Source organism: Anaerococcus cruorum (assembly GCF_046365495.1).
Lineage (GTDB): Bacteria > Bacillota > Clostridia > Tissierellales > Peptoniphilaceae > Anaerococcus > Anaerococcus cruorum.
In genome coordinates, this window is the sequence record NZ_JBGMEH010000006.1 from 285014 (window position 1) to 311132 (window position 26119).

At 32.0% G+C, this 26119-nt stretch carries 24 protein-coding genes; 7 read left to right on the plus strand and 17 right to left on the minus strand.

From position 1 onward, the window contains the following. Positions 1 to 23: 23 nt before the first annotated feature. The 6 genes from ACCQ40_RS06105 to ACCQ40_RS06130 are packed head-to-tail and all read right to left on the minus strand — an operon-like array spanning position 24 to position 5464. Complete coding sequence (locus ACCQ40_RS06105) at positions 24 to 509, minus strand: ATP synthase subunit B family protein (RefSeq protein ID WP_394011398.1); 486 nt, start codon at positions 507 to 509, stop codon at positions 24 to 26. Between the two features lie 11 nt (positions 510 to 520). Continuing rightward, entirely contained in the window at positions 521 to 1003 is a 483-nt protein-coding gene (gene coaD / locus ACCQ40_RS06110) for a pantetheine-phosphate adenylyltransferase (protein ID WP_410033032.1), read from the minus strand. Further along, the gene (gene rsmD / locus ACCQ40_RS06115) at positions 1000 to 1542 is read right to left on the minus strand and encodes a 16S rRNA (guanine(966)-N(2))-methyltransferase RsmD (RefSeq protein WP_410033033.1); all 543 of its coding nucleotides are present in this window, start codon (positions 1540 to 1542) and stop codon (positions 1000 to 1002) included. Before rsmD ends, coaD begins: the two co-directional genes overlap by 4 nt. After that, on the minus strand, positions 1542 to 3530 hold the full coding sequence (locus tag ACCQ40_RS06120; RefSeq protein ID WP_410033034.1) for an ATP-dependent DNA helicase RecG: 1989 nt from the start codon (positions 3528 to 3530) through the stop codon (positions 1542 to 1544). Before ACCQ40_RS06120 ends, rsmD begins: the two co-directional genes overlap by 1 nt. Then, positions 3530 to 5104 carry a DAK2 domain-containing protein gene (locus ACCQ40_RS06125; protein WP_410033035.1) on the minus strand — a complete coding sequence of 525 codons (1575 nt, stop codon included), beginning with the start codon at positions 5102 to 5104 and terminating at the stop codon, positions 3530 to 3532. The genes ACCQ40_RS06120 and ACCQ40_RS06125 overlap by 1 nt, the downstream gene beginning before the upstream one ends. 6 nt (positions 5105 to 5110) lie before the next feature. Then, positions 5111 to 5464, minus strand: a complete 354-nt coding sequence (locus tag ACCQ40_RS06130) for an Asp23/Gls24 family envelope stress response protein (protein WP_410033036.1) — start codon at positions 5462 to 5464, stop codon at positions 5111 to 5113. Between the two features lie 268 nt (positions 5465 to 5732). Between ACCQ40_RS06130 and ACCQ40_RS06135 the strand changes: the two genes are divergently transcribed. The 7 genes from ACCQ40_RS06135 to ACCQ40_RS06165 are packed head-to-tail and all read left to right on the plus strand — an operon-like array spanning position 5733 to position 11038. Next, positions 5733 to 6659 carry a heterodisulfide reductase-related iron-sulfur binding cluster gene (locus ACCQ40_RS06135; RefSeq protein WP_410033037.1) on the plus strand — a complete coding sequence of 309 codons (927 nt, stop codon included), beginning with the start codon at positions 5733 to 5735 and terminating at the stop codon, positions 6657 to 6659. An 8-nt stretch (positions 6660 to 6667) separates the two neighbouring features. Next, positions 6668 to 7831, plus strand: a complete 1164-nt coding sequence (locus ACCQ40_RS06140; RefSeq protein WP_410033038.1) for a sulfurtransferase — start codon at positions 6668 to 6670, stop codon at positions 7829 to 7831. Next, positions 7809 to 8198 (plus strand): hypothetical protein, encoded by a 390-nt coding sequence (locus tag ACCQ40_RS06145; protein WP_410033039.1) that lies wholly within the window; start codon positions 7809 to 7811, stop codon positions 8196 to 8198. Before ACCQ40_RS06140 ends, ACCQ40_RS06145 begins: the two co-directional genes overlap by 23 nt. Continuing rightward, complete coding sequence (locus ACCQ40_RS06150) at positions 8185 to 9024, plus strand: rhodanese-like domain-containing protein (RefSeq protein ID WP_410033040.1); 840 nt, start codon at positions 8185 to 8187, stop codon at positions 9022 to 9024. The genes ACCQ40_RS06145 and ACCQ40_RS06150 overlap by 14 nt, the downstream gene beginning before the upstream one ends. A gap of 11 nt (positions 9025 to 9035) precedes the next feature. Beyond that, positions 9036 to 9767, plus strand: coding sequence for a TVP38/TMEM64 family protein (locus ACCQ40_RS06155; RefSeq protein ID WP_410033041.1), 732 nt, complete (start codon positions 9036 to 9038; stop codon positions 9765 to 9767). Next, positions 9742 to 10413: a TVP38/TMEM64 family protein gene (locus tag ACCQ40_RS06160; RefSeq protein ID WP_410033042.1), complete on the plus strand. Its 672-nt coding sequence runs from the start codon at positions 9742 to 9744 to the stop codon at positions 10411 to 10413. Before ACCQ40_RS06155 ends, ACCQ40_RS06160 begins: the two co-directional genes overlap by 26 nt. Continuing rightward, positions 10385 to 11038 carry a TIGR04283 family arsenosugar biosynthesis glycosyltransferase gene (locus ACCQ40_RS06165; protein ID WP_410033043.1) on the plus strand — a complete coding sequence of 218 codons (654 nt, stop codon included), beginning with the start codon at positions 10385 to 10387 and terminating at the stop codon, positions 11036 to 11038. The genes ACCQ40_RS06160 and ACCQ40_RS06165 overlap by 29 nt, the downstream gene beginning before the upstream one ends. 28 nt (positions 11039 to 11066) lie before the next feature. Here the strand turns inward: ACCQ40_RS06165 and ACCQ40_RS06170 are convergent, their stop codons facing one another. The 11 genes from ACCQ40_RS06170 to ACCQ40_RS06220 all read right to left on the minus strand — a co-directional run bounded on the left by ACCQ40_RS06170 (position 11067) and on the right by ACCQ40_RS06220 (position 26064). Continuing rightward, positions 11067 to 11888 carry a nucleoside hydrolase gene (locus ACCQ40_RS06170; protein ID WP_410033044.1) on the minus strand — a complete coding sequence of 274 codons (822 nt, stop codon included), beginning with the start codon at positions 11886 to 11888 and terminating at the stop codon, positions 11067 to 11069. Then, positions 11885 to 12808: an ABC transporter ATP-binding protein gene (locus tag ACCQ40_RS06175; protein WP_410033045.1), complete on the minus strand. Its 924-nt coding sequence runs from the start codon at positions 12806 to 12808 to the stop codon at positions 11885 to 11887. The genes ACCQ40_RS06170 and ACCQ40_RS06175 overlap by 4 nt, the downstream gene beginning before the upstream one ends. Continuing rightward, positions 12796 to 13584: an ABC transporter permease gene (locus tag ACCQ40_RS06180; protein ID WP_410033046.1), complete on the minus strand. Its 789-nt coding sequence runs from the start codon at positions 13582 to 13584 to the stop codon at positions 12796 to 12798. The genes ACCQ40_RS06175 and ACCQ40_RS06180 overlap by 13 nt, the downstream gene beginning before the upstream one ends. After that, positions 13568 to 14425: an ABC transporter permease subunit gene (locus ACCQ40_RS06185; protein WP_410033047.1), complete on the minus strand. Its 858-nt coding sequence runs from the start codon at positions 14423 to 14425 to the stop codon at positions 13568 to 13570. Before ACCQ40_RS06185 ends, ACCQ40_RS06180 begins: the two co-directional genes overlap by 17 nt. Next, on the minus strand, positions 14401 to 15693 hold the full coding sequence (locus tag ACCQ40_RS06190; protein ID WP_410033048.1) for an ABC transporter substrate-binding protein: 1293 nt from the start codon (positions 15691 to 15693) through the stop codon (positions 14401 to 14403). The genes ACCQ40_RS06185 and ACCQ40_RS06190 overlap by 25 nt, the downstream gene beginning before the upstream one ends. After that, complete coding sequence (locus ACCQ40_RS06195) at positions 15683 to 16126, minus strand: C-GCAxxG-C-C family protein (protein ID WP_410033049.1); 444 nt, start codon at positions 16124 to 16126, stop codon at positions 15683 to 15685. Before ACCQ40_RS06195 ends, ACCQ40_RS06190 begins: the two co-directional genes overlap by 11 nt. A gap of 1 nt (position 16127) precedes the next feature. Further along, positions 16128 to 17576 carry a TIGR04282 family arsenosugar biosynthesis glycosyltransferase gene (locus tag ACCQ40_RS06200; RefSeq protein ID WP_410033050.1) on the minus strand — a complete coding sequence of 483 codons (1449 nt, stop codon included), beginning with the start codon at positions 17574 to 17576 and terminating at the stop codon, positions 16128 to 16130. A gap of 97 nt (positions 17577 to 17673) precedes the next feature. Further along, positions 17674 to 21213 (minus strand): pyruvate:ferredoxin (flavodoxin) oxidoreductase, encoded by a 3540-nt coding sequence (gene nifJ / locus ACCQ40_RS06205; RefSeq protein ID WP_410033051.1) that lies wholly within the window; start codon positions 21211 to 21213, stop codon positions 17674 to 17676. A 183-nt stretch (positions 21214 to 21396) separates the two neighbouring features. Next, positions 21397 to 22353 (minus strand): HPr(Ser) kinase/phosphatase, encoded by a 957-nt coding sequence (hprK, locus tag ACCQ40_RS06210; RefSeq protein WP_410033152.1) that lies wholly within the window; start codon positions 22351 to 22353, stop codon positions 21397 to 21399. Between the two features lie 88 nt (positions 22354 to 22441). Further along, entirely contained in the window at positions 22442 to 24292 is a 1851-nt protein-coding gene (gene uvrC, locus ACCQ40_RS06215; protein ID WP_410033052.1) for an excinuclease ABC subunit UvrC, read from the minus strand. Beyond that, on the minus strand, positions 24289 to 26064 hold the full coding sequence (locus ACCQ40_RS06220) for an aminopeptidase P family protein (protein ID WP_410033053.1): 1776 nt from the start codon (positions 26062 to 26064) through the stop codon (positions 24289 to 24291). The genes uvrC and ACCQ40_RS06220 overlap by 4 nt, the downstream gene beginning before the upstream one ends. Positions 26065 to 26119: the final 55 nt, after the last annotated feature.

Below are 26119 nucleotides of genomic sequence, written 5' to 3' on the forward strand. Positions count from 1 at the left end.
AGCTAATGGCGTCTTTTATATGTCTATCTTGATTCTAGAAGAGATCTTCTATTTTTTTCTAATTGTTGAGCTAAGTTACTGAAGTTTTCAGATGATGATGAGAATAGTTTGTCTATATACTCATAAGATTGTTGTCTGATTTTATTTGCTTCAGTTGCTGCTTCTTGTAAAATTCTATCAGCTTCTGTTCTAGCTTGTAGAGTAATTTCATGTTCTGAAATCATTTTTTGATACTGTGCTTTAGCTTGTTCCTTAAAATTTTGAATTTCTTTATCAGCTTGAGCTAATCTTTGTTCAGCCTCACTATTCGCTTCATTGATGATTCTATCTTTTTCTTGATAAGTCCATTCTGCTTGTTTGATTTCTTGAGGCATAGAATCTTTCATCTCGTTTAGTATGTCATAAATGTCGTCTGGATCCACCGATACTTTTCTTGAAAATGGAACAGCACTTGCTTCATCCATAACATCTTCCATTTCGTTTATTAGTTCTGTTAATGTACTTGCCATATACTCCCCTCCTAGTAATTAAATTTCTTTTTTAATTTACATTCTACATCATCGCTTACAAAGGCAGATATATCTCCCTTAAAGCTTGCTACTTCTTTTACCATGCTTGAGCTTATAAATGAATAATCAGGATTACTTAATAAATATATTGTTTCAAGTCCATCGTACAAAGCTTCATTTACTCTTGCAATGTTTTTTTCATATTCATAATCAGCCATGCCCCTAAGACCCCTTGCAATTACTCTAGAATTTTCTTTTTTTGCAAAGTTTGCCATCAAGCCATCAAAAGTTTTTATAGTTACATTTTCTATATTATGATCATCTAAGTCAGATTTTATCATCTCTATCCTTTCATCAAGGGTGAAAATTGGATTTTTGTTTCCATTTATTAATAATGCAACAACAACTTCATCAAACATAACGCTTAATCTTTCAATAATATCAAGATGTCCATAGGTTGGCGGATCAAAAGTACCAGGATAAATTACTTTCATTTTGTATAAATCTTAACTATTTTCCTTCCATAGTTTTTATCTTTCAATAAATATAAATCATATGTATCAGAAATATTAATATTTTTATCTGATTCTGTTACTACTATACCATCCTCATTTAACAATTCATATTTTATAATTAAATCAATGGATTTTTCGATAAAATCCTCATGGTATGGTGGATCTAGAAAGATATAGTCAAATTTGATGCCCTTATTTTTATAATTTTCCAAAGCAAGTTTATAATCTTGTTTTGATATATCGGCATTTTCATCCTTTATCTTTTCGATATTTTGTTTTAAAACATTAAAACTTGCCCTATCAGGCTCATTAAAATAAACTTTTTCTACTCCTCTAGATAAAAACTCTATACCCATTTGCCCACTACCAGCAAATAAGTCTAGGGCATTGCCATTAGTTTTCATAGGATAAAGCATATCAAAAATAGCTTCTTTTATTTTATTATCCGTTGGTCTAGTATTTTTTCCTTTAGGTGCTATAAGGTTAAATCCCTTATATTTACCTGCTACTACTCTCATCAATTTAAAATTATCCTCTTATCCATTTCAAAAAATTTCTCTATGTAAGAAAAATTAACACCTTTAAATTCATCTGCCTTTAGGTATTCAAATATTTCAAAACTTTTTTCTATCTCGCTACTAGACATATTTAAAAATTCTACTTGGCTGATATTTCTGCCATGTTGGATGGATGATAAAATCTTGCCTCCACCTCTTAAATCAAAGTCTTTTTTAGCAATCTCAAAACCATTTTCATTATTTACTAAAATATTTAACTTTGAATTATTATCAGCATTTTTACTGACTAGATAGCAAAAAGAATCATAACTTCCACGGCCCACCCTACCTCTTAATTGGTGGAGGGATGATAGGCCAAAGTAATTTGCATTATAGATTACCATAGTATTAGCATTTGCTACATCTATTCCTACTTCTATTACCGTTGTAGAGATTAAAATATCTATCGTGCCATCAGCGAAATCTTTTAAGGTTTTATCCTTGTCTGCAGCTTTCATATCGCCGTGAAGTTTTTTTACAGTTCTATTTTTGAATTGTTTTTTATATCTTTTATATAGATTTTCTACACTATTTTTATCATCAGCATCAATATTATTTGATACTACATAAACTTGTCTACCAGCCTCTAGATTGCGGTTGATTTCAGCAAAAAGGGCATTTTCCATAACTTCAGTCACTACTTTGGTGGTAATTGGCTTTCTACCCTTTGGTAATTCATTTATCATTGATAAATCTAATATTTTTGATAACCTTAAGCTAATAGTTCTTGGGATAGGAGTTGCTGTCATTGTTAAATAATTTACTTTCTCTCCTTTTTGCCCCAAGGCTTGCCTTTGACCTACACCAAAGCGATGTTGCTCATCATTTACTACAAAACGCAAATCTTTAAATTCCACATCTTCTTGAATGAGAGCATGAGTTCCTATTACGATATCAATTTCACCTGTCGCAAGTTTTTGTTTGATGTCATCTTTATTTTTTATAGATCCAGTTAATAATGCTAATTTTAAACCAAAACTTTCAATAAGGTCTAAGTTTTTTTCGTATTGTTGGATGGCTAAAACTTCTGTAGGCACCATCATTGCTGCTTGGTGGCCATTTAAAGCAAAAACTATCATAGCAATTATTGCGACAATGGTTTTTCCAGACCCAACATCGCCTATTAGTAGCCTATTCATCAAAGTATCCTTATTGGCATCTTCTAGAATTTCCTTTAAGGATATTAGCTGAGACCTAGTTAGCTTATAATCTAGTTTAGATAATATCTTATCCAAATCGTATGTTAATTTTAAATTTTGTTCACTTTGAAGCTCTTTATTTATATAATCAATATAGATTAGTTCTTTTACAAAATCTGCTACCTTTATCTGAGACTTGGCCATCATTAGATTTTCTATATCTTTTGGAAAGTGAATTTCTTCTAAGTTTTCATATTTTGACCTAAAACCTATTTCATCCAAGATATTTTGATCAAATATTTCTTCATCATAATCAAAGTTTTTAAGGCCTTCTCTTATAAATTTTGAAAGCTGCTTTTGATTTATACCACTTGTAAGAGGATAAATTGCAATGATATTTCCTATTTCATCTTGATCCATCTCACAAAACATAGGATTTACCGCTTGGTAGATTCCATTTTCAAAACTTACTTTAGTATAAAATTTATAGGTCTCATATATATTTAGTTTTTGATGAGAAAACCTGTCATTAAACCAAATTATTTTTATTTTCTGATTACTTTCTTCCTCTAGGGCATAAATATAGGTAATAATTCCTCTTTTTGTTCTAATCTGCTTGGCTCTTGAGGTAATTTTCCATAGAAAATAATATTTTACATTTGCCTTAGCTTTTATGACAGTAGCTTTATTTCTCCTATCTTCAAAACTTGTGGGATAGTAATTATAAAGGTCAGAAACTGTGTAGATATTTAACTTTCTTAAAAGTTCTTTTTTCTTTTGTCCTATACCCTTTAGGTCTAGTAGGTCCATTATTCTAGAGTGATTGTGTAATAATAAACTGGTTGGCCACCATAAACTAGCTCAACATCTATATCTTTATGTTTTTTGCCGATTTTTTTAACCAAATCCTTAGCATCTTTTTTATCTATCTCTTCTCCGTAGTATAAGGTTACTAAAGATAAGTCGCTATCATTTTCTAGAGCATGGTCAATAGTTTTTATAACTGTATCTACAATTTTTTCATTAGATGTAACAATATTTCCATCTAATATACCTAGATAATCATCCCTAGCAATTTCTATGCCATTTATAGAAGTATCTCTAATTGATATAGAAACTTCTGCTACGTGTAAGTCTTTGATAGCTTCAGTCATATTTTCTAAATTTTCTTCTATATCACTGTCTTCATCAAATTCTAGCATAGCAGCAAATGTTTCAGGAATAGACCTAGTTTCTACAACTACTGCATTTTTTTCTGTAATTTCTGCAGCTTGTTTGGCACTCATTATAATATTCTTGTTATTTGGGAAAATAATTATGTTTTCAGCATTTACCCTGTCTAGAGAATTGAAAATATCTTCCGTAGATGGGTTCATAGTTTGACCACCTGAGATAATTTCATCTATATTCATAGATTCTAAAATTGCGTCATAGCCTTCCCCACGGCTTACTGCTATAAAACCATATTTTTTTGCTTGGCTAGCTTTTTTTGCAGCTACTTTTTCCATATTTGGTTTTAGGTTTACTAGTTCTGCTCTTATGATTTCCCCATCTACAGTTAGCATTTGAAGCAGACCATACACATTATCTGTTTTTAAGCTTGCCTTTAATACATCATTTTCAAACGACTCTTCTATATCATCTGCCATAGTTTCTAAGTTAGCTAAAATTGTTTGATAAGATTCTTCTGCAGTAGCAAGTTCAAAAGTAAGTTCATATGGAAGGTCTTTTTTAACTTCAATATTTTTACTTTCAATATCTTTTATATCAATATCACTATTTAAAGCTGAAAAAGCTCCTTTTAGTAAAGTTATCAGTCCTTGACCACCTGAGTCCACAACTCCTGCTTCTTTTAAAACTGGTAGCTGGTTTGGTGTATTATCAAGAGCAATTTGTCCTTCACTAATGATTTCAAATAAATATTGATCTAGCTCTATCTCATCTGTATATGCTTCATTTGCCTTATCAGTCATTTTTTGGCTAACTGTAAGTATTGTTCCCTCTGTAGGCTTCATAACAGCTTTATATGCAGTTTGATTTGCTATTTGAAATATCTCTTTAATATCAGCAGTTTCAATTACACTTTTTCCTTTTATAGCTTTTGATAAGCCCCTTACAAGTTGGGATAGGATAACTCCAGAGTTACCACGGGCACCCATTAGTGTTCCTTGGGATAAGGCCTTGGCAATCTCATCACAAGATTCGCTATTTAATTGATTTACCTTATCTACTCCAGATTTCATTGTCATGGTCATATTTGTCCCTGTATCTCCATCTGGTACTGGGAATACATTTAAGGCATTAACCATTTCCCTATTTTCATTTAATAATTCATAAGCTCCTATAATCATCTGATGGAGTTTATTAGCATCAATTTCTCTCATATTTACCTACTCACCAATTCCTTGTACTAAAACATTCACTTCTGAAACTCTAACATTTAGAGACTTTTCTACAGTATATTTCACATTATCAATTATATTTTGGGCTACAACTGCTATCCTTACTCCATAAAGGATAAATATAGAAATATTTATAGCGATTGTACCATCATCTTTCCTATGTATTTCAACACCTTTACTCATATTTTCAAGTTTTAATAGTTGATATATATCATCTTTTGTTGTTTGAGATGCAAGACCCACTACTCCATATGACTCCATAACTGTTGCAGCAACAATATTACTTAGAACAGAGTCATCTATAGTTACCTTGCCCAAATTATTTACATATTTTATAGACATTGTATCCTCCATTTATTCGGACTAATTATACCATATATATTTGTTATATTATACTATAGTTGTTGTTAATTTGCCTTGTCAATGTTGACAAATATGCATTTTATGTTAATATATAGACGAATATATGAGAACATTTTCATAATTGCAAGAGCAATAAGTACACTATGAGTTTGATTATATTTGTAAGCTATAAATAAAAATTTTAAGATAAGCCGTAGGCTTTAGTACACACTTAAAATTTATAAAAAATAATGATAGAAACTAAGATATGGATTACCTAGAATTTGTAAAGGACAATTGTATCAAGTGCGGTTTATGTACTGATAATTGTCCATTTTTAAGTAAGTATAATATAAATTTACTAGATTATACTAATCGCGAAGATTTAGCTTATTCATGCTTTTTATGCAACAAATGTAGTTATGTTTGCCCTAAAAATTTAAATGGAAAATATATCTCACTTACATTTAGAAAAAATAATCCTAAATACAAGCTAGTTAAATTAAATAAGGAGTCCTATCCTTTTAGGAATTTACCTAAGCAAACTGGCTTATCAAAGGATATCTTATTTCTAGGATGCAACTTTCCTGCCTTTTATCCAGAAACTTCAAAATCTTTAATCAATTTGTTTAAAGAAAATGGATTTACTTTTTCCATAGATTGCTGCAAAAATCCTGTGGCAAGTACTGGCTTTAAAGAAGATCCAATCCAATCACTAGAAGATCAAATTAAAAATCTAAAAATAGATAGAATAGTTACTGCATGTCCTAATTGCTACCACCATATGGCAAAAAAATATGATGCAGAAGTTATTTCTATTTTTAAGTGGCTAGAAGAATATGACTACATCAAGGATATAAATCAAGATTGCGATGTATTTTTTCCATGTTCTGATAGATATAATAGAGAAATTTTTGAAGTTATAAAAAGGCATGCCCCTAACTGGAATGATAAATTTACATCAACCAATTGTTGTGGAGCTGGAGGTCTTGCTAGTAAAAAGGAAAAAGAAATAGCAGATGATATGACTTCTTCAATAAAAAACGAAGAAGTTTACACATATTGCGCTACTTGTTCGATGAGATTTTCAAAATACAATAAGGTTCATCACTTTGCCTCAGTATTTTTGGGCATTGATGAAGAGGTAAAGACAGATTATTTTAAAAATGCATTAAAAGCCAAATTTTATAATTAGGAGATTTTATGAAAAGTTTTAATATTAAAAATGTAATTAAAAAACTTGGGCTTGCATTTTTTACCCTACTTTTATCAGTAACTTTTGCGGCTTGTTCTAATAATGATACAAATAATACTTCTACAAGAGAAAAAGAAACTAGTCAAAGTACTGAGAGCACTGATAATGTAGAAAAAGATGAAAATACAGAAGTAAAAGAAGATAAAGAGACAACTACTAGTGAAAATGAAGAAGTAGCAAAAGACGAAGAAAGTACAGAAGAAAATAAAAAAGAAATTTTCGTAACTGCCGATCAGGTAAAAGATGTAATCGATGGAAAAACTGACCTAGATAATTATGTAATTGCAGAAGTAACTTGGGGTGAAGCTGATGCTAGTGAAGATTATTTAAAAAATCATATCCCTGGTGCTATCCACATAAATACAGATACTATCGAAGAAGGCCCACTATGGAATTTTAAAAACGATGATGAGATTGTAAAATCTATGCTTGACTACGGCATCGATAAAGATACAACAGTCTATTTATACGGACCAGATTCTGGCGCACCAAGAGTAGCTCTAGCTTATCTTATAGAAGGCGTAGAAAACGTAAAATTAATAGACGGCGGCCTAAAAGCTTGGATGGATAAAGGCTATGAAACAGAAGAAGGCGAAAATAAAGCTGTTGCTAAAGATGATTTCAAAGGTGAATATCCAGCTCATCCAGATTTATTAGTTAGTTTAGATGAAGCTAAAAAAGATATAGAAAATGAAAATAGTGATGTTCAATATGTATCAACTAGAACTTATGAAGAATACATTGGTGAAACTAGCGGATATTCATATATACCAAAAGCTGGAGAACTACCTGGTGCTATCTATGGTCATGATGAAGCTGACTATAAAAATCCAGATGGAACATATATTAGCTACGATGATATGGTAAAAATGCTTGAAAATGAAGGTGTTGATACTAATAAAGATATAGTATTTTATTGTGGAACAGGTTGGAGAGCTGCCCTACCACTTTTAAAATTCTACGAACAAGGTATAGAAACAAAACTTTTTGATGGCGGATGGAACGAATGGCAAATGCATGATGAATTACCAGTTCAACTAGGAGATCCAAAAGAAGATGCCCAAATGACAACAGTTGGTGATTTATCAAATGATAAAGCAAGCAAAGAATAAGTTAATAATCATTAGAACTTTCCAGATTATTTTAATTATTACTGGATTTTTAGTCCAATATTTTTCGACTAAGAAAATGGGAGTTCAAAGAACAATAATTTATTATAACTACTACTGGCAAGAGAAATATCATTTAAAAGAAATAATCTTTATACTTGCTATTTTATTACTGATATATACAATTTATAGATGGTTTAAATATAAAAAAATTAATATTATCAGTTTATTTTGCCCTATTTTAACATTACTACTAGTATTTACTAATAGTGGAGAATTTAAATTAACTAAATATGCTCTATCAATTATTTTAGTACTAGTAAATATTTTAGAACTTATAAAAACAGGAGAAATATATGAAAAAAACTAACAAACTACTTACACTTATGTTAATCGGAACTTTTGCCCTTACAGGTTGTGGCAATAATGCTGCTAATACAACTGAGCCAGCTGAAACAGAAACTGCAGAAACAGTCGATACAACAGAAACAGAAACTACTGAAGAAACTACAACACCAGAACAAACAACTGAAGCAGATGAAACAGCTGATACTGACGAAAATACTGAACAAGTAGAAGTAAAAAGAATTACTGGTGAAGAACTAGACGCTATCCAAGAAGATAATGATGAAAAAGAAAAATACCTAGTTATTGATACAAGAAAAGCAGAAGACTATAAAGAAGGACACATTAAACACGCTATTACCCTTCCATTAGATGAAATTGATCAAAGAATCGGTGAACTAGATGATTACAAAGAAAAAACTGTAGTAGTTTATGGTGATAGCGAAGCAGAAGCTGATGAAGCTTACCAAAAATTAGTAGATAATGGTTTTACAGATGTACTTTCAGCTGGTGGGTATGGAGATTATGATTACACAACAAAAACAAAAGTAACATCTGTTTCAGGTCCAGAATTTATCGAACTAGCAAGCACAGGTGATTACACAATAGTTGATGTTAGAGATGAGAAAGATTATAATAAAGGTCATCTAGCAGGAGCAATCAATGTTCCAGTTGATGATGCAGAAGAATTAATCAAAACACTTCCAACAGATAAACCATTCCTAACCCACTGCTACTCTGGAAATAGATCATTTAAAGTAGCTGATATGCTAGCAAATGAAGGTCACGAAGTTATAAACGCTCTTGATGGTACAAAAGAATACGACGGATACGATTTATCAGAAAATTAAGGTAGCAAAATATGACACAGAGACACACAGATAAGACAAATCCAAAGGAAGAAAGATTAGAAAAATCTTCTAAACTTGCCGTATTGGTGCCCCTGCTCGTTTTATTGCTAGCTTATTTTATAATCCCTCCATTTAGAAACGGAATTAATAATGCCTTAAAGGCCATCAGTACTGGTGGATTAAACGGTGTTATAGAATACATCCGTGGCTTTGGAGCTAAGGCAGCTGTAGTTTCATTTTTACTAATGATTTTACAATCTGTAATTGCACCAATTCCTGCAGTACTAATCACACTTTCAAATGCTGCTATTTTTGGATGGGTAAAAGGAGCTATCCTTTCATGGTCTTCAGCTATGGTTGGAGCAGCTTTATGCTTTTTTATAGCAAGATCACTAGGCCGTGATGCAGTTATTAAACTTTCTAGTAAAGGAGCCTTAGAAAATATCGAAGATTTCTTTGCAAGATATGGTAAACATACTATTCTTATAGCTAGACTTTTACCATTCATATCTTTTGATATTGTAAGCTATGCTGCAGGTCTAACATCAATGGGTTTCTGGGGATTTTTCCTTGCAACAGGTCTTGGACAATTACCAGCAACTATTGTGTATTCCTACACAGGTGGAGAGCTTGATGGTGGAGCACGAGGAATATTTATGTTTGTAATTATCATATCTATTCTTGCCGTAGTCGTAGCTTTCTTAAGAAAAAGATACAATGAAAAACACAAAACGAATCTATAATGTTATTAAAGCTATCCTAGTGATAGCTTTAATAGTTTGGGTAAATAAAACTATTAATATAGATATATTACAAGCAAAGATAGAATCTTACGGTGCCTTAGCACCTATAATCTATATAATTGCCTTCACCATACTACCAGTCTTCCTCTTTCCTACTCTTAGTATAGTAATTATCGGTGGAACCTTGTTTGGCTTTTTAAATGGTTTGATATATACAACAATTGGTGTAGCAACAAATACAACTTTGATGTATTTTATCTCAAACAAATATGCTAAGGATAAGGTTTATAATATTTTAAAAGATAAACTACCAGACCAGTATTTAAATTTAATCTATACTAAAGATCAGAAAAAACTAATAACCACCTTTATTATATTTAGACTAGTACCTGCTGTTCCCTATATTTTTGAAAACTATCTTGCTGGTCTAACTGAAATAAAATTTGTACCATTTTTACTTACTACAATAGTTTCAGTTATCCCAGGAACTCTTGTTTATCTAAATGTAGGAACAAATATAACCGATGTAGGCAGTAAGGAGTTTATATCTTCTGTATTAATTTTAGTAGCCTTTACAATTTTAACCTTAGTAGCAAAAAAGATATATGATAAAAAACATGGTAACAATAATAATTCCGACCTATAATGAAAGAGAAAATATAGAAAAAATTGAAAATATCTTAGCAAGTATAAAAGGTAAATATGAAGTAATATTTTCAGATGGTTTTAGCCCTGATGGGACCTATGATTTAATTTCGTATCCCAAAATCCAAGAAACAAAATTTAGGTCTAGGCAAATGAATGCGGCAGCAAGATATGCCAAGGGAGATTATCTATTTTTCTTACACTGTGATAGCCTTATAGGAGCTGATTGTGTAAATTTAATAGAAAATTCTAATCTTGATACTGGCTGCTTCAGCTTAAAATTTGAGCCAACCAACCCTAGCTTAGATTTTATAGAATTTTTTTCAAATTTAAGGGTAAAAAGAAAACATATAGCCTTTGGTGATCAGGGAATATTTATCAAAAGAGAAGTATTTGAAAAATTAGGAGGATATAAAGACATCCCCCTTATGGAAGACTATCAATTATCAATGGATATAAAAAAAGCTGGCTATAAACTAAAACAAATTGATTATCCCATCTATACTTCATCCAGAAGATTAAAAAAACATCCTTTGACAACAGGATTTTTAATGAAAGTCTTACAGAAAATGTATAGGGAGGGTTTAGATATAGAAAAAATAGCTGAGCTTTATAAAAAAATATAAAAGACGAGGTTTTTATACCCCGTCTTTTTTAATTACCTTCTTCTATTACTTGAACTATATATTCCATAGCATTTATATTATCTTTTATTTCAGGTAAGTTTACTTTTTTATCTGTCCCGTCTACTAAATATCCCCTTAATAAATGCTCATCTAGGGCAATATTCTTATACACATCTATAAAATACTCTGGATTAGTAATGTATAAGGCTGCAAGGGCATCCCATACTACCAATTTACTTTCTCCAAATTCATCCATAAATTCTTTGGTAAGTCTTTCTAAAGATGGTTTTAAGTAATTCATAAGCTCGCTTTTATAGGATGGATTTGCAGGAACTTCGTATTTATGCTTCATGCAATTATTTCCAGTTATTATATGAATATCATCTAATCTTTCTAGAGCGTAAATAGCTGATAGGTAATCAATGCTTAAATTTAGCTCGTCCATAACTTTTTTATTAAACTGAAGTTCTTCTGTTATCCCACCCATAGCTACGAATGATTTTACTTTTTTAGGATCCATACCTAGGGCCAAGGCTTTTTGAGTATTTGTAGTTGCTCCTAATGAAAGGATAATAATATCATCATTTGATTCTACTTCATTTTTTATAGCTGCCCCTGCCTCATGAGAATATAAACCACCCTTCACTAGTGGGATATCTATTTTTAAATCATCTAGCATTTTTTTAGTAGCCTTATAGGTGACATCTTCATTATTATTACCAAAGGTTGTTGTAATAAGCCTTACATCAATATTAGGATGGGCTAGTAAAAATAAAATTGCAAAGGCATCATCTAAATCACAGCCTTTTACATCTATAGTACAATCTGTATCTATTATTACTTTTTTCATCTTTTCTCCAATTCTATCACGCGTTTTAGATTTATTCCTACCCTATCATTTATAAAATATTCCTTAGGGCAATCTATAAGTAAATTGTATTTGCCAGCTACCCTATAGGTAAAATAATCGCCCTTATAAATTTTATCAATTATTTGATAATCATCTCCTGGCAAAATTTCTATATCAGTTTTTTTAATAAGTTTATTACCTATTATATTATCCTTAAATATAAAACTAGCAGTAGATAAGTTGCCTGGATTTTCAAAAATATTTCTTGGACTATCATAGGCAACAAAATCCCCTTTTGAAAGAATTGCAAGTTTATCAGCTACTTCCACTGCTTCATTTATATCATGAGTTACAAATATAGTTGGGATATTTTTCTCTTTTATGATTTTAAAAGTTTCTCGTCTAAGATTTTCCCTTAAAGTTGGATCTAGGGCTGTAAAGGGCTCATCTAGCAAGAGCATTTTTGGTTTTACAATTAAGCTACGAGCTAGGGCAATTCTTTGCTTTTCTCCACCTGATAATTGGGCAGGATATTTGTCTTTATGGTCTATAAGGCCCACTAAGTTTAAATACTTATCAACTTCTTTTTCTATAAAAAACTTATCCTTACCCTCCATTTTTAGCCCAAATCCTACATTCTCAAATATGCTCATATGGGGGAATAATTCATCATCTTGAAACATTAGTATAAACTTACGTTCTTTCATAGGAGTTTTTGTGATATCGCTATTATTTAGATATATATTTCCTTTAAAATCATTTATTATCCCTGATAAAATCTTAAGCAGAGTACTCTTACCAGACCCACTATTGCCTACAATAGCAAGGACTTGGCCCGACTTTATATCAAAATTTATAGCATCTAATATTATTTTATTTTTGTATGCCTTACTTATATTTTCCGCTCTTATAGTATCCATTTTTTTCTCCTGAAAATCACTCTAAATATAAGCTCTATTAAAAGTATAAAAATAACATTTATTATTACAAATACCAGGCTAATAGCAGATGATAATGCCCTATCCCTTGCTACAAAAAAAGGAAAAGCAACTGTCATAATGGTTTCCACAAGACCTGAGCCTAAAACTAGGGTCAGATAATATTCGCTAATTGATAGGATAAAACCCATAATGAGAGCTGTTTTTATAAAAGGAGCTAGGATTGGGAATATTATTTCTTTTCTCACTTCCTTATCCCCTGCACCAAGCATTTTAGATACATATATCAAATTATCTCCTAAAAATCCAAAACCCGGTTTTATAATTCTTACCGCATAGGGAATGATATAAAGGCTTTGAGCAAATATAATTAGCAAACGTGACCCGCTAATACCTATTTTTTTGAAAAATAATTGCAAACCCAGGCCTATACTAGTAGCCCCAATAAGAAAAGGTAAAAACACCACAAAACTCGTTATTTTGTAACCCTTAGTCTTATAAAATATTTTTTTTGCTAGTGGTATAGCAAGCGTTACAGATAATGCACTTGATAAAGATCCTATCAAAAGTGAATTTAAAATGCCTTTTACAAATTTTTTATCCTTAATTAAATACTTATAAGAACGCATAGAATAATTTGCAACAAATAAATTTGGCCAAGGATAATTTTGTCTAAAACTTGTAAAAAACAAATCTATAGCAGCAAATATCAAAAGGCTTACATAGAGGTATAAGATTATTTTAGAAATTTTTTTCATTTTTACCTACCTCACTTATTAGCAGAATTATTAAAGAAACTAATCCTATAAGACTTAAAAATACATTAATAACCAAGGCCTTTGGCTTATAGGAAAAATTATTTTTAGTAAATTCTATATAGGACTTTAAAGCTAAAGTCCTGGGACTAGTTGGACCAATCAAGGCTGGAACTTCGTAAGAGCTTATAGCAAAATTAAATAAAATCAAAAATATTTCTAAAGACTCTTTTTTTATAAAGGGAAATATTATATAAAAATATTCTTGCAAATCACTTGCTCCCAAGTTTTTAGCAGCAGCTAGTTGGTTGGGGCTAATACTTCTATAAATTTCTAAAAATACCATGCCAGCATAGGCCCCGCCTTTTATAGCATAGGTCAATATGATTCCTAGGGCATTTTTATTGTAAAATATTTGGATAAAATCATTTGATTCTTCAATAAAATTTAATTTGTAAAATATCCTAGCAATAACCCCAGTTTGAGAAAATAGGTTTAAAAGTAAAATCGCTATAATTATATGGGGTAAAATCACTGGGATTTTTAAGTATAGATCATATATTTTACTATTAAAAATCCCGTATGATAGGAAAATTCCTAGAATAATTGCTAGAAAACTTGATACAATAGAAATTTTTAAAGAAAAAATAAGGCTTGATGTAAAAGTCTTATCTGCTAGTACTTCTTTATAAAAGTCAAAGGTAAAACTATCAAGCCCTACTTCTTTAAAAAGTCCAAAACTAATTAAAAGTGACTTACTAAAGCCAATTAGGATTAGTATTATAATTAACACCAATCCTGCATAGCCAAGTAAGTTTTCTAGTTTAGTACTTCTTCTTCCCATATTTCTTCAATAAGTGGCACAAGATTTGCTGGCATTTCTGGAATTCTATGCTCTTCTAACTCTTTTGTAGATAAAGTATATTCGCCAGATGGAATCTCATCATACATTTTCTTTTGCTCATCAGTTAATTTATCGTAATCAATTATTGGTAAGTCACCCAAGGTTTCTGGGTCTGCTTTTGATATTTGAGCTTCTGGTGATAAAATCAAGTTTATCAGAACCATAGCTGCATCTTTATTTGAAGATCCCTTGCTAATAGCTAAAAAGTGAGTATTCGCAATTGTTCCTTTATCAAATACTGCTGTTCTAACATTTTCATTAAATTGACCGCCGGCAACTCCAGTTGATGCGGCATTTGGGTTATAACTCATAGCCATGATTACTTCCCCATCTGCAAACATGTTTACTAAAGTTGGGTTATCTGCAGGATAAGACTGGCCTTCATTCCATAGGTATGGTTTTAATTCATTTAGGTAGTCAATAGTTGGTTTTAACATTTCTTTTAGTTCTTTTTTTGTTAAATCCTTATCCATGAAGTCTTCGTAGCCTTGGATATCAGAAATAATATTTCTAATAAAAGCTGAGCCTGTAAAGTCTGGAAGTGAAGCATAAGTTATTTTACCAGGATTTGCTTTTGCTAATTCTAATAATTCCTCGGCATTTTTAGGAGGATTATCAATTTTTGTGCTATCATATAAAAATACAAATTGGGCTCCTCCGTATGGTGCTTCCATGTTTTCTACTGGCTCTCCAAAGTCATATTTAATTCCTTCATCTTCCCCGTCTACATAGGCATTGAAGTTTGGTAGAATTTGTGTGATAGGACCATATAGTAAGCCATTATTTTTGGCATTTTCAAAATTTTCACCATTTATCCAAACTACGTCTACATCGCCATCTTCAGAATCTTTTTCAGCTACCATTAGATTTAAGATTTCATCAATATCCATGCCTACACGGTTTACATCTATATCATAGTCTTCTTTCATTTGCGGGATAATAACATCATCTAACCATTGGTTACGTTTATCATCTCCACCCCAACCATATAAATTTACAGATTTGCCCTCTGCTCTTTTTGCTATCTCATCATAGTTTACTTCGCTTATCACATCACTTGTTTCTGCTACTTCTTCTTTTTCTTCCTTTACTTCTTCTTGGCTACTTTCTACTGGCGCGTTTTCTTCTGCCACTTGCTCATTGGTATTATTGCTGCAACCTGTTAAAAGCCCTAAGCATAGTAAACTAGCTAGGATTTTATTTTTCATTTGCATCGTACTCCTCCATTATTTTTTCAGTTATTTCTATAGATGAACTTATACATCTACCACACACATCGCTTAATAAATCTTTTTCTAAAGCTTTTTTCATACCCTCTTCAGTATTTACATTAACACCTAGAAGCTCTATACATTTATTACTTTTATTTCTTTCTTCAAACTCATCATCTAGCTTGTGGACCATTTCTTGTAAGTTTAATTTTTTTTCAAAATCACTTGATCCATATTTTAGACCTAGGGCCATATATGCTCCTGTTAGCGACCCACAAGTTTCTGATTTAAACATGCCCCTTTCAAAGGCTGTTGCAGTTTTCATTGTTAATTCTTCATCCATACCTAAATCCTCAGCAAAATATGCAAAAACTGTTTGAGAGCAGTTATATTCCTTCTTTGAAAGTTCTTCTAATTTTTCTTTATCCATATCATATCCTATAAAATTTTTCTAGCATATTTAAAAATTCTAAACTTAAAAACTTATTTATCTTTGCTAGGGTATCATCATTGCTTAAAAATCTACCTTTTTCATACTCAACCTTGGCCATAGAGCACCAAGTTATTCCTCTAAGAGAATTAAACATTAGATATTTATAAAATTTATCATAATTCACCTGGCGGTATTTTTCGTAAGTTTTTAAGAAATCTAACATCTCATCTTCATTAAGGATAACATCAGTTTTCCAGTTTGTAGTTGTTGGTACTAGAAAATGGGCTAAATCTTGCTCACATTCACCTATAATTGGTTTTTCCCAGTCTATTATTACTGATTTTTCTCCTATAATAAAGTTTCTATTATTAAGTTCAGTGTTTATGATGCAAGGACTTTCTATATCAGCATCTAAGCCTGAATTATTAGCTATATCTAAAAAGTTATTTATCTTAGCTTCCACTTTTGGATCTTTATTTTCATAGCTTTGATAATGGCTAAACATAGTTTCAAATTCTTCATACATGGCTAGAAAAGGTTTATCAGCCCAGATGAAATTACTAAAGTCAGTTTTCAAATTATGGACAGAACTTAGTAATCTAGCTGCAATATCCATATCTTTTTTATAGTCTAAGGGCCTACCTTCAACATATTCCATAGTCATAAAACTTTTTGGAAGATACTTACCTTTTTCATAATAGTCGTAAGGCTTTGGAGTTGCTTCAGAATTTTCTAAAGTTTTTAAGGCATCATACTCATACTTTAACTGCTGGTCACCTAAACCAATTTGTGAAGCCAAATTTATCCTTATAACCTTATTTTCTAACCTATAATTTAAGTTATATTCTCCACTTCCCAGTTCAATTATCTTGTCATTATCAAACTCTGCAATTACTAAATCATGGATAGTATCTATATCACGGATAGACTCTAGGAGGTAATAACTTTTTTCTTGTTTATTGATTTTTTCAATAGTATCCTCTAAGACTTTCGGTGTAGAATAAGTTATATCAGAGAAAATATCTATTTTTTCTTTCATAGCAACGAGCCCATAGCCCCCATCCTTACTAGGTGCTAGGATAATATCATAATCATCTAGTTTTATTATAGCTTCTTTTATATGAGTTTTATTTAAATTTTCTAAGTCAGATCCTATTAGTATAACTCTTTCATAGTTATCAAGTTCTTTAAAGATAGAATTTCTCATTTTTTCTCCCAAACCATCTCCGGTTTGAGGAACTTTTTCTCCATCAATAAAAGAAATATCTGTCATTTCACCGTTATAATAGATTACCGACTCTATATTTGCTTCTTTTACTAATTTATAATTTTCTTTTATAAGTTTAACCATCAAATCTAAGCGTTCTTCTTCTGTTAAGAAGTTTTTTAATCTAGTTTTACTATTTGTTAGATTTGGAGCTTTAGTAAAAAAAATTAGTCTATTCATTTTAGTTCCTAAATATATTTTGTTAAAAAATTTATTTTTATTCTTAAAAAAAAATGCCATATTTACATATGGCATTCTTTTAATTACTTATTAATTCTTATTTTCCAGCAAGTCTTTTATATGTTTCGTATCTATCGTTTGCAGCTTTTTCAGCTTCTGCATATAATTCATCTGCTGTTTCTGGGAATGATCTCTTAAGTGAAGAGTATCTAACTTCGCCTTGTAAGAATTCTTGGAATGATTCGGTAGGTTCTTTAGAGTCTAATTGGAATGGATTTTTGCCCTCTTCTGCAAGTCTTGGGTCAAATCTCCATAAGTGCCAGTAACCAGCTTGAACAGCTTGTTTTTCTCTAAATTGTGATTTACCCATACCAATTCTGATTCCATGGTTGATACATGGTGCGTAAGCGATGATTAGTGATGGACCATCATAGCTTTCAGCTTCTTTGATAGCTTTTACAGTTTGGTTTTGGTTAGCACCCATAGCTACTTGAGCTACATAGATGTATCCGTATGAAGTCATCATTAGACCAAGGTCTTTTTTACGTACTTTTTTACCAGATGCAGCGAATTGTGCTACTGCTGATAATGGTGTAGATTTAGATGATTGTCCACCTGTATTTGAGTAAACTTCTGTATCGAATACTAGGATGTTTACATTTTCACCACTTGCTAATACGTGGTCAACACCACCAAATCCGATATCATAGCTCCATCCGTCACCACCAAAGATCCATAATGATTTTTTGATCATGTAATCTTTTAAGTTATAGATATCTTTAAGTAGAGCTTTTCCTTCTTCACTCTCAACTGTTTCATCTTGTAGGTTAAGGATTTTAGCTGTTGCTTCTTTAGATGCATTTACATCTTCTTTACCTTCTAACCACATTTTGAATGCTTCGTTAAGTGGTGTATCAAGGTTTAAGTCAAGGAATGAGTTCATTCTTGTTTCTAGTAAGAATTTGTTTGATTCTGCAGCTAATTTGATACCGTATCCGTATTCTGCAGCATCTTCAAATAATGAGTTACCCCAAGCTGGACCTTTACCTGATTCTTGGTTGATTGTGTATGACATAGCTGGTGCACTTGCTCCCCAGATTGATGAACAACCTGTAGCATTTGCTACATACATTCTGTCACCAAACATTTGTGTAACAAGTTTTGCATATGGAGTTTCACCACAACCTGCACAAGCTCCTGAGAATTGTAATAATGGTTGTTTAAATTGGCTTCCTTTAAGTGTTTGATCATCCATAACATCTTCTTTGTAGCCAACTTCTTTGTGTGCGTATTCCCAGTTATCTTTTTGGTTTTCTACTTGTTCTTCAAATGGTTTCATTAGAAGAGCTTTTTCTGGAGCTGGACAAATATCAGCACAGTTTCCACAACCTGTACAGTCTAATGGAGATACTTGAATTCTAAATTCGTATTGTTCAAGTCCTTTACCAATAGCTTTTTTAGTTTCAAAACCTTCAGGTGCATTTGCTTTTTCATCTTCTGTTACTAGGAATGGTCTAATTACAGCGTGAGGACATACAAATGAACATTGGTTACATTGGATACAGTTTTCCATTTGCCATTCTGGTACATTTAGAGCGATACCACGTTTTTCAACTGCTGTTGTACCTGATGGGAATTCACCGTTTTCAAGATCAAGATCAACGAAAGCAGATACTGGAATGTCATCTTCTTTTTGTTCAATCATTGGTCTTAAAATATTTTTAACGAATGCTGGTAGGTCTTTTTGTTCAGCTTTTTCTTCTTCTTGAGCGTTTGCCCATTCAGCTGGAACTTCAACTTTTTTAGCTGCTTCTAAACCTGCATCTACTGCTGAGTAGTTCATGTTTACAATGTCATCACCTTTGTGACCGTATGCTTTAACGATAGAATCTTTTAAGTATCCAACAGCTTCATCAATTGGAAGTACTTGTGATAAGTTAAAGAATGCAGCTTGCATTATCATGTTTGTTCTTGAACCTAAACCAATTTCTTGAGCGATGTGGCTTGCATCGATGATGTAGAAGTTGATGTTGTGATCAGCAAGGTATCTTTTTACGTTTGCTGGAAGGTGTTCATCTAAATCTTCTTCACTCCATGTTGTGTTAAGAAGGAATGTACCACCATCTTTAAGTCCTTTTAATACATCATATTGGTGTAGGTAAGCTTGTTTTGAAAGTGACATAAAGTCAGCTTCGTCAAGTAGGTATGTTGATTTGATTGGTTCTTTACCAAATCTTAAGTGAGATACTGTTAAACCACCTGATTTTTTAGAGTCGTAGTCAAAGTAGCCTTGAGCGTACATGTCTGTGTTATCACCGATGATTTTGATAGATTGTTTGTTAGCACCAACAGTACCGTCAGATCCGAATCCCCAGAATTTACATCTTGTTGTACCTTCGTGACGAATTTTGAAGTCTTCTCTTTCTAGAGATGTGTTTGTAACATCATCTGTGATTGAAAGTGTGAATTGATCTTTAGGTTCGTCTTTTCTAAGGTTGTCATATACTGCTTTGATATCTGCTGGAATTGTATCTTTACTTGAAAGTCCGTAGATACCACCATAGATTACTGGAGCGTCTTCTAAACCGTAGAATGCTGATTTAACATCTAGGTATAAAGGTTGTCCTTCAGCACCGTGTTCTTTTGTTCTATCAAGAACAGCAATTTTCTTAACTGATTTTGGAACTACTTTTAGTAAGTGTTCTTTTGAGAATGGTCTGTATAGGTGAACTTCAACTAAACCAACTTTGTATCCGTCTTTTGAAAGTTCATCAATTGTTTCACGGATTGTTTGGTTTACAGAACCCATAGCTACGATAACTTCTTCAGCATCTTCTTGACCATAGTAGTTAAATAGACCGTAGTTTGTACCAATTAGATCGTTGATTTGGTTCATGTAGTCTTCTACAACACCAACGATGTCTGTGTAAGCTTGGTTTCTAGATACAGTTCTTTGGAAGAAAATATTTTTCTCAGCTGTACCCATGTGTTTTGGTCTTTCTGGGTTAAGTGAGTTATTTTTAAATTCATCAACTGCATCAAAGTCTACTAGATCTTTTAATGTTTCATAATCCCAAACATTGATTTTTTGAATTTCGTGACTTGTTCTAAATCCGTCAAAGAAGTTAACAAATGGAACTCTACCTTTAATAGCTGAAAGGTGAGAAACTGGTGATAAATCCATAACTTCTTGAACAGAGTTTGAACATAGCATAGCTACACCTGTTTGTCTAGCAGCGTATATATCTGAGTGGTCTCCATAGATAGAAAGAGCATGTGTTGCTACTGTTCTAGCTGCAACGTGGAATACACCTGGTAATCTTTCTCCAGCAACTTTATACATGTTAGGTATCATTAATAATAAACCTTGACTTGCTGTGTATGTACTAGTAAGTGCTCCTGCTGCTAATGCTCCGTGAAATGCTGCTGCTGCTCCTGCTTCAGATTGCATTTCTTTAACCATAACTTCTCTATCGAAAACATTTTTACGTCCATTTGATGACCATACATCAATAGATTCTGGCATTGGTGAAGATGGTGTGATTGGGTAAATTGTTGCAACGTCAGTAAATGCATATGATACGTGAGCTGCAGCGGTATTACCGTCCATAGTCTTCATTGCTCTAGTAATTGTCATTTAGACCTCCTAAAATAATTAATAAGCAATTATCGCTAACACTAATTTAAGTATAAATAACATTGTGGGGAATGTCAAGAGCATTTACTAAATAAATTAAGGTTTTCACAATATATTAAAAATTTAAGATATATTTCTAAAAATTATTGCTATTTTAACTTACTATGATAATAAAACGATGACCTATATAAAGTCATCGTTTTCACCTTCTAATTCGTTATGAAAAATATTGTTAGTCATTACTCTAGCTGCATTATATCCAAAGTTTTTCTCTCTTTGATTCATAGCTGCTACTTCGACTATAAGAGCAAGATTTCTACCAGCCCTTACTGGTACAACTATGTGAGGTACTTTTATATTTAATATTTTAACAAAATGATTATCAAGTCCTAACCTATCATACTCATAATCTTCTTTCCACTGTTCTAGCTCAATTACAAGTTCTATTTGTGTACTATTTTTTACAGATCCTGTTCCATATAGCCTTCTTACATTTACAATTCCCAGTCCTCTTATTTCCATGTAGTGGCGAATATTATCTGGAGATGATCCAGTGAGCATATTATCATAAGCCATGATATCTACCATATCATCTGCAACTAATCTATGACCACGGTTTACAAGGTCTAAGGCCGTTTCACTTTTTCCTACTGATGACTTGCCCATAATTAAAACACCTATACCAAAAACTTCTAAAAGCTCTCCATGGACATTGCTTTTTGGAGCTAATTGATATTCTAATTCATCTGAAATTGCTGAAATAAGCTTGGTGGTTTTTGCAGGTGATCTTAAAACAGTCTTATCATAATAATCAGCTAAGTCTATAATATCTTGATTTATCTCTACATTATAAGAAAAAATAACTGCTGGAATATTATAAGATAAAATCCCCCTAAATCTTTCATACTGTAGTTTACTATCTAGTCCAGTTAAATAAGTGTATTCAACATTACCTATGACTTGTAATCTTTGATAAGGAAAATCTTCTAAATATCCTGCAAGCTGCAAACCAGGTCGGTTTACATCAGCATTTGATAAAGTTATATCATAATAATCTGAAGACTGGTGGACTATTTCAAGACCTAATCTCTCTACTACTGTGTGAAGCTTTATTTCTTTTACCTGCTCACCTTCTGCCATATTTTTAGGTATAATATCACGTTCAATGAGAGTTTGTGTTTCTTCATCGCCCGGTATTTTGCTATTTTTTTCCATAATATGCTCCTTACTAGCCCTTTAGCCTAAAATACTTATATATTTCAAGAGCTTGGGCCCTACCTACTAAGGGTACTTCCATAAGTTCTTCTACACTAGCTTTCTTTATATTAGAAATACTTTTAAAATGCTTATATAAATTTGTCCTTGTTTTCTCACCTACACCTTTAATATTATCTAGCTCTGATGTCTTCATTGTATTTTGCATCAATTTTCTATGATAATTTATGGCAAATCTGTGGGCTTCTTCTTGAATTTCATAAATTAATTTATAAACTGGTTCACTTCTTTTTATAAAAATTTCCTCACCTTGGTAGATAATAGCACGGGTAGTATGTTTATCATCTTTTACAAGACCTGCTATTTCTATATCAAGTTTAAATTCATTTATAATTTCTAGGGCTGATGATACTTGACCCTTGCCCCCATCCATCAAAATTAAATCTGGCATATTTCCAAAACCGGTTGTGGTATTCCCCTTTTCCAGTTCTTTGATACCATTTTTAAATCTGCGGGTTAAAACTTCTTTTAAAGACCCATAATCATTTGGGCCTTCTATAGTTTTTATTTTAAACTTACGGTATTCTTTTGGATTAGGGTGGCCATCTTCAAAAACTACCATAGATCCCACTGATTGGACTCCTGATGTGTTTGATATATCATAGCATTCTATGCGTTTTATCTCAGGCATATTTAAAATTTCTTTTAGCTGGTTAATACCAGCAGATTTTTTGCGGTCTTTTTTTTCTACCTGTTTTTCGTATTTGATACGCATGTCATTGGCATTTGTTAAAGCCATGTTTACCAGTTCCTTTTTTCTACCTAGTTTTGGTTCATGGACTAAAACTTTACTGCCCCTTTTTTGATTTAAGAATTCATTTATGGTTGCTAAATCATCAGGCTCTATTTCTATTAAAATTTCTTTTGGTACATACATTATGTCTAGGTAAAATTGTTTAATAAAAGATGACATTATTTCTTTATTGGTCTCAATATAGTCATTTTTGATTATAAAGTGCTCACGTTCTACAATTTTTCCTTGGCGCATCAAAAATACTTGCATGACAATTGCTGTATGTCCCTTGCTCATAGCAATGATATCCATATCTTCGCCTGCAGTTTCGGTGACTTTTTGTCTTTCAGAAATTGTAGAAAGAGCCCTATAAAAGTCCCTATACTTTGATGCCATTTCAAAGTTTAATTCAGCACTTGATTCATTCATCTTTTCTAGGACCCAATTTGGAATCTTATCAGATTTATTTTCTAAAAAAGATTTCACATCATTTATATGTTCCATATACCTTGCTTCATCTTCATCATGGATGCATGGACCCTTACATCTTTTTATAAAATAATTTAGACATGGTCTATCTAGAGTTTGCCCCTTATCAAAATCTAGGTTACAAGTTCTAAAGGGATAATACATGTGAAATAAATCTATAGCGTCATTTACTGCATAAGCATCTGGATAAGGTCCGTAATAATTTGCCTTATCATTATAAATCTGCCTTACTTTTTGAATGCGTGGGAATTTTTCATTAGTTATTTTTATATAAGGATATTGTTTATCATCACGGAGAACAATATTATATTTGGGTCTATTTTTCTTTATTAGGTTTGATTCTAAAACCAAGGCCTCTACTTCATTTTCCACTATGATATATTCAAAGTGGTCAATGTGAGAGACCATGGCTAGGACCTTGGCACCCTTATTTTTATTGTTATCAAAATATTGGCGGACTCTTTTTTTAAGAGAAATAGCTTTACCGACATAGATTATTTCATCATCGGCATTTCTCATTATATAAACTCCTGGTAAATCAGGAAGTTCTTTAAGTTTCGCCTTTAGTTCTTCTTTAGTCAAATTTGTTTACAACTCTCTTTCAAATACTCTAAATCTGCTCCCTCTAAGTGTGGAGCTAATACTTCTTCGCATTTTTGATTGTAATCATTTATCCAATTAATTTCTTCATTAGTTAGCATATCTACATTTATAGGTCTAGTATCTATTGGAACATAGGTTAAACTTTCAAATTCTAAAAATCTACCAAACTCATTTTCAATAGCTTTTTGTACAACTGCTTGATTTTCTATTCTTATTCCGTGACTGTTTGCTATATATAAACCTGGCTCAACAGATGTAAACATATGTTCTTTAAATTCTATTTCTGATCCAGGTCCGATTCCTAGTCTTTGTGGGCCTTCGTGAACTGTTAATAGGTAGCCAACTCCATGACCTGTTCCGTGGAAAAAGTCCTTGCCCGCTTGCCATAATGGATATTTGGCAACGGCATCAAGTCTAGCACCTGTAGTTTTTTCTTTAAATTTAGCTAAAAATAAAGCTATGTGAGATTTTAAAACCAAGGTGTAATCATCTTTTTCTGCTTGGCTAAGATTTCCTAGGGCAATAGTTCTTGTAATATCTGTAGTTCCTTCCTTGTAATGGGCCCCAGAATCTATTAAAACCATGCCTGCAGTCCTGATAGTTTTTGATCCAACATTTGCTGGTGCATAGTGGACTATGGCAGCATTGTCCTTATAACCCATAATTGTGGCAAAAGATTCTTCTATAAAGCTTTCATTTTCGGCACGAAGTTCGTGAAGTTTTTTACTAGCTACATATTCATTTAAGGTACCAGTAGTTGCCCCTACTTCTAGCCAGTTAAAGAATTTAACCAAGGTAACTCCATCTATAATGTAAGCTTCTTTTGTATTTGCAATTTCTGTTTCATTTTTGATAACCTTCATATTTGTAGTAATATTTGTTCCGGTAGAAACTTTTACATTTGAATTTATAGCATCATAAATAGCCACATTTGTCCTAGCTGGATCTAAGAAAATACGGTTTTTACCTGGTATGTCTTTTAAAAGAGTAAAGATATAGTTGTAGGAATGAATTTTTATCTTATTTTCTTCTAAATAATCTTTTACTTCCCCATCAAGTTTTTCTTGGTCAATACATAAATATGCCCTATCTTTTGAAATTAGCATATAGCAAAGCACAACCGGATTATAGTCTATGTCATTGCCCCTAATATTTAATAACCAGCAAATATCTTCTACTGCTCCTATAAAATAATAATCGTAGCCACTTTTATCCATTTCTTCGCGGATGCGAGCAAGTTTTGATGCAGTACTTTCTCCAGCATATTTTTCTTCTAGAATCCACGCCTTGTCCTTGCGTAGTTCTGGACGGTCTTTCCATAAATCAGAAATATAGTCAATATCAGAAACTAGGGTACGTGATCCCATAGATTCGCTTAATTTTTTGTATTCTCTAACTGAAAAAAGATTTCCATTAAAGGCAATTTTTCCAAATTCATTTACATTTTCTTCTAAGTATTCTTCAACAGTAGGATAGTCTTCCTCTCCCATTTTCATAAGTTCAAAGTCTGAGTGGGCCAATTCTTTTTCTGCTTGTAAAAAATATCTAGAATCTGTCCACACCTTTGCTTCAGTTGGAGTGACAACAGCCGTTCCTGCAGATCCAGTAAAACCTGAGATAAATTCTCTTTCCTTATAATGGTCTGATAAGTACTCTGACTGGTGTGGGTCAGATGTTGGTATTATGTAGGCGTCAATTTTCCTATCAGCCATTAGGTTTCTTAAATTTTCTAATCTTTGATTAATATTCATATAAACTCCCTTAAAAATTTAAAAAAGTAATTTAGTAAAAATGTTAAAATTTCAT

What these genes read in the sequence shown, in the direction of transcription:
- ACCQ40_RS06105 (WP_394011398.1), bottom strand. Translation starts at nt 509, where the DNA reads ATGGCAAGTACATTAACAGAACTAATAAACGAAATGGAAGATGTTATG.
- coaD (WP_410033032.1), bottom strand. Translation starts at nt 1,003, where the DNA reads ATGAAAGTAATTTATCCTGGTACTTTTGATCCGCCAACCTATGGACAT.
- rsmD (WP_410033033.1), bottom strand. Translation starts at nt 1,542, where the DNA reads ATGAGAGTAGTAGCAGGTAAATATAAGGGATTTAACCTTATAGCACCT.
- ACCQ40_RS06120 (WP_410033034.1), bottom strand. Translation starts at nt 3,530, where the DNA reads ATGGACCTACTAGACCTAAAGGGTATAGGACAAAAGAAAAAAGAACTT.
- ACCQ40_RS06125 (WP_410033035.1), bottom strand. Translation starts at nt 5,104, where the DNA reads ATGAGAGAAATTGATGCTAATAAACTCCATCAGATGATTATAGGAGCT.
- ACCQ40_RS06130 (WP_410033036.1), bottom strand. Translation starts at nt 5,464, where the DNA reads ATGTCTATAAAATATGTAAATAATTTGGGCAAGGTAACTATAGATGAC.
- ACCQ40_RS06135 (WP_410033037.1), top strand. Translation starts at nt 5,733, where the DNA reads ATGGATTACCTAGAATTTGTAAAGGACAATTGTATCAAGTGCGGTTTA.
- ACCQ40_RS06140 (WP_410033038.1), top strand. Translation starts at nt 6,668, where the DNA reads ATGAAAAGTTTTAATATTAAAAATGTAATTAAAAAACTTGGGCTTGCA.
- ACCQ40_RS06145 (WP_410033039.1), top strand. Translation starts at nt 7,809, where the DNA reads ATGATAAAGCAAGCAAAGAATAAGTTAATAATCATTAGAACTTTCCAG.
- ACCQ40_RS06150 (WP_410033040.1), top strand. Translation starts at nt 8,185, where the DNA reads ATGAAAAAAACTAACAAACTACTTACACTTATGTTAATCGGAACTTTT.
- ACCQ40_RS06155 (WP_410033041.1), top strand. Translation starts at nt 9,036, where the DNA reads ATGACACAGAGACACACAGATAAGACAAATCCAAAGGAAGAAAGATTA.
- ACCQ40_RS06160 (WP_410033042.1), top strand. Translation starts at nt 9,742, where the DNA reads ATGAAAAACACAAAACGAATCTATAATGTTATTAAAGCTATCCTAGTG.
- ACCQ40_RS06165 (WP_410033043.1), top strand. Translation starts at nt 10,385, where the DNA reads ATGGTAACAATAATAATTCCGACCTATAATGAAAGAGAAAATATAGAA.
- ACCQ40_RS06170 (WP_410033044.1), bottom strand. Translation starts at nt 11,888, where the DNA reads ATGAAAAAAGTAATAATAGATACAGATTGTACTATAGATGTAAAAGGC.
- ACCQ40_RS06175 (WP_410033045.1), bottom strand. Translation starts at nt 12,808, where the DNA reads ATGGATACTATAAGAGCGGAAAATATAAGTAAGGCATACAAAAATAAA.
- ACCQ40_RS06180 (WP_410033046.1), bottom strand. Translation starts at nt 13,584, where the DNA reads ATGAAAAAAATTTCTAAAATAATCTTATACCTCTATGTAAGCCTTTTG.
- ACCQ40_RS06185 (WP_410033047.1), bottom strand. Translation starts at nt 14,425, where the DNA reads ATGGGAAGAAGAAGTACTAAACTAGAAAACTTACTTGGCTATGCAGGA.
- ACCQ40_RS06190 (WP_410033048.1), bottom strand. Translation starts at nt 15,693, where the DNA reads ATGAAAAATAAAATCCTAGCTAGTTTACTATGCTTAGGGCTTTTAACA.
- ACCQ40_RS06195 (WP_410033049.1), bottom strand. Translation starts at nt 16,126, where the DNA reads ATGGATAAAGAAAAATTAGAAGAACTTTCAAAGAAGGAATATAACTGC.
- ACCQ40_RS06200 (WP_410033050.1), bottom strand. Translation starts at nt 17,576, where the DNA reads ATGAATAGACTAATTTTTTTTACTAAAGCTCCAAATCTAACAAATAGT.
- nifJ (WP_410033051.1), bottom strand. Translation starts at nt 21,213, where the DNA reads ATGACAATTACTAGAGCAATGAAGACTATGGACGGTAATACCGCTGCA.
- hprK (WP_410033152.1), bottom strand. Translation starts at nt 22,353, where the DNA reads ATGGCAGAAGGTGAGCAGGTAAAAGAAATAAAGCTTCACACAGTAGTA.
- ACCQ40_RS06220 (WP_410033053.1), bottom strand. Translation starts at nt 26,064, where the DNA reads ATGAATATTAATCAAAGATTAGAAAATTTAAGAAACCTAATGGCTGAT.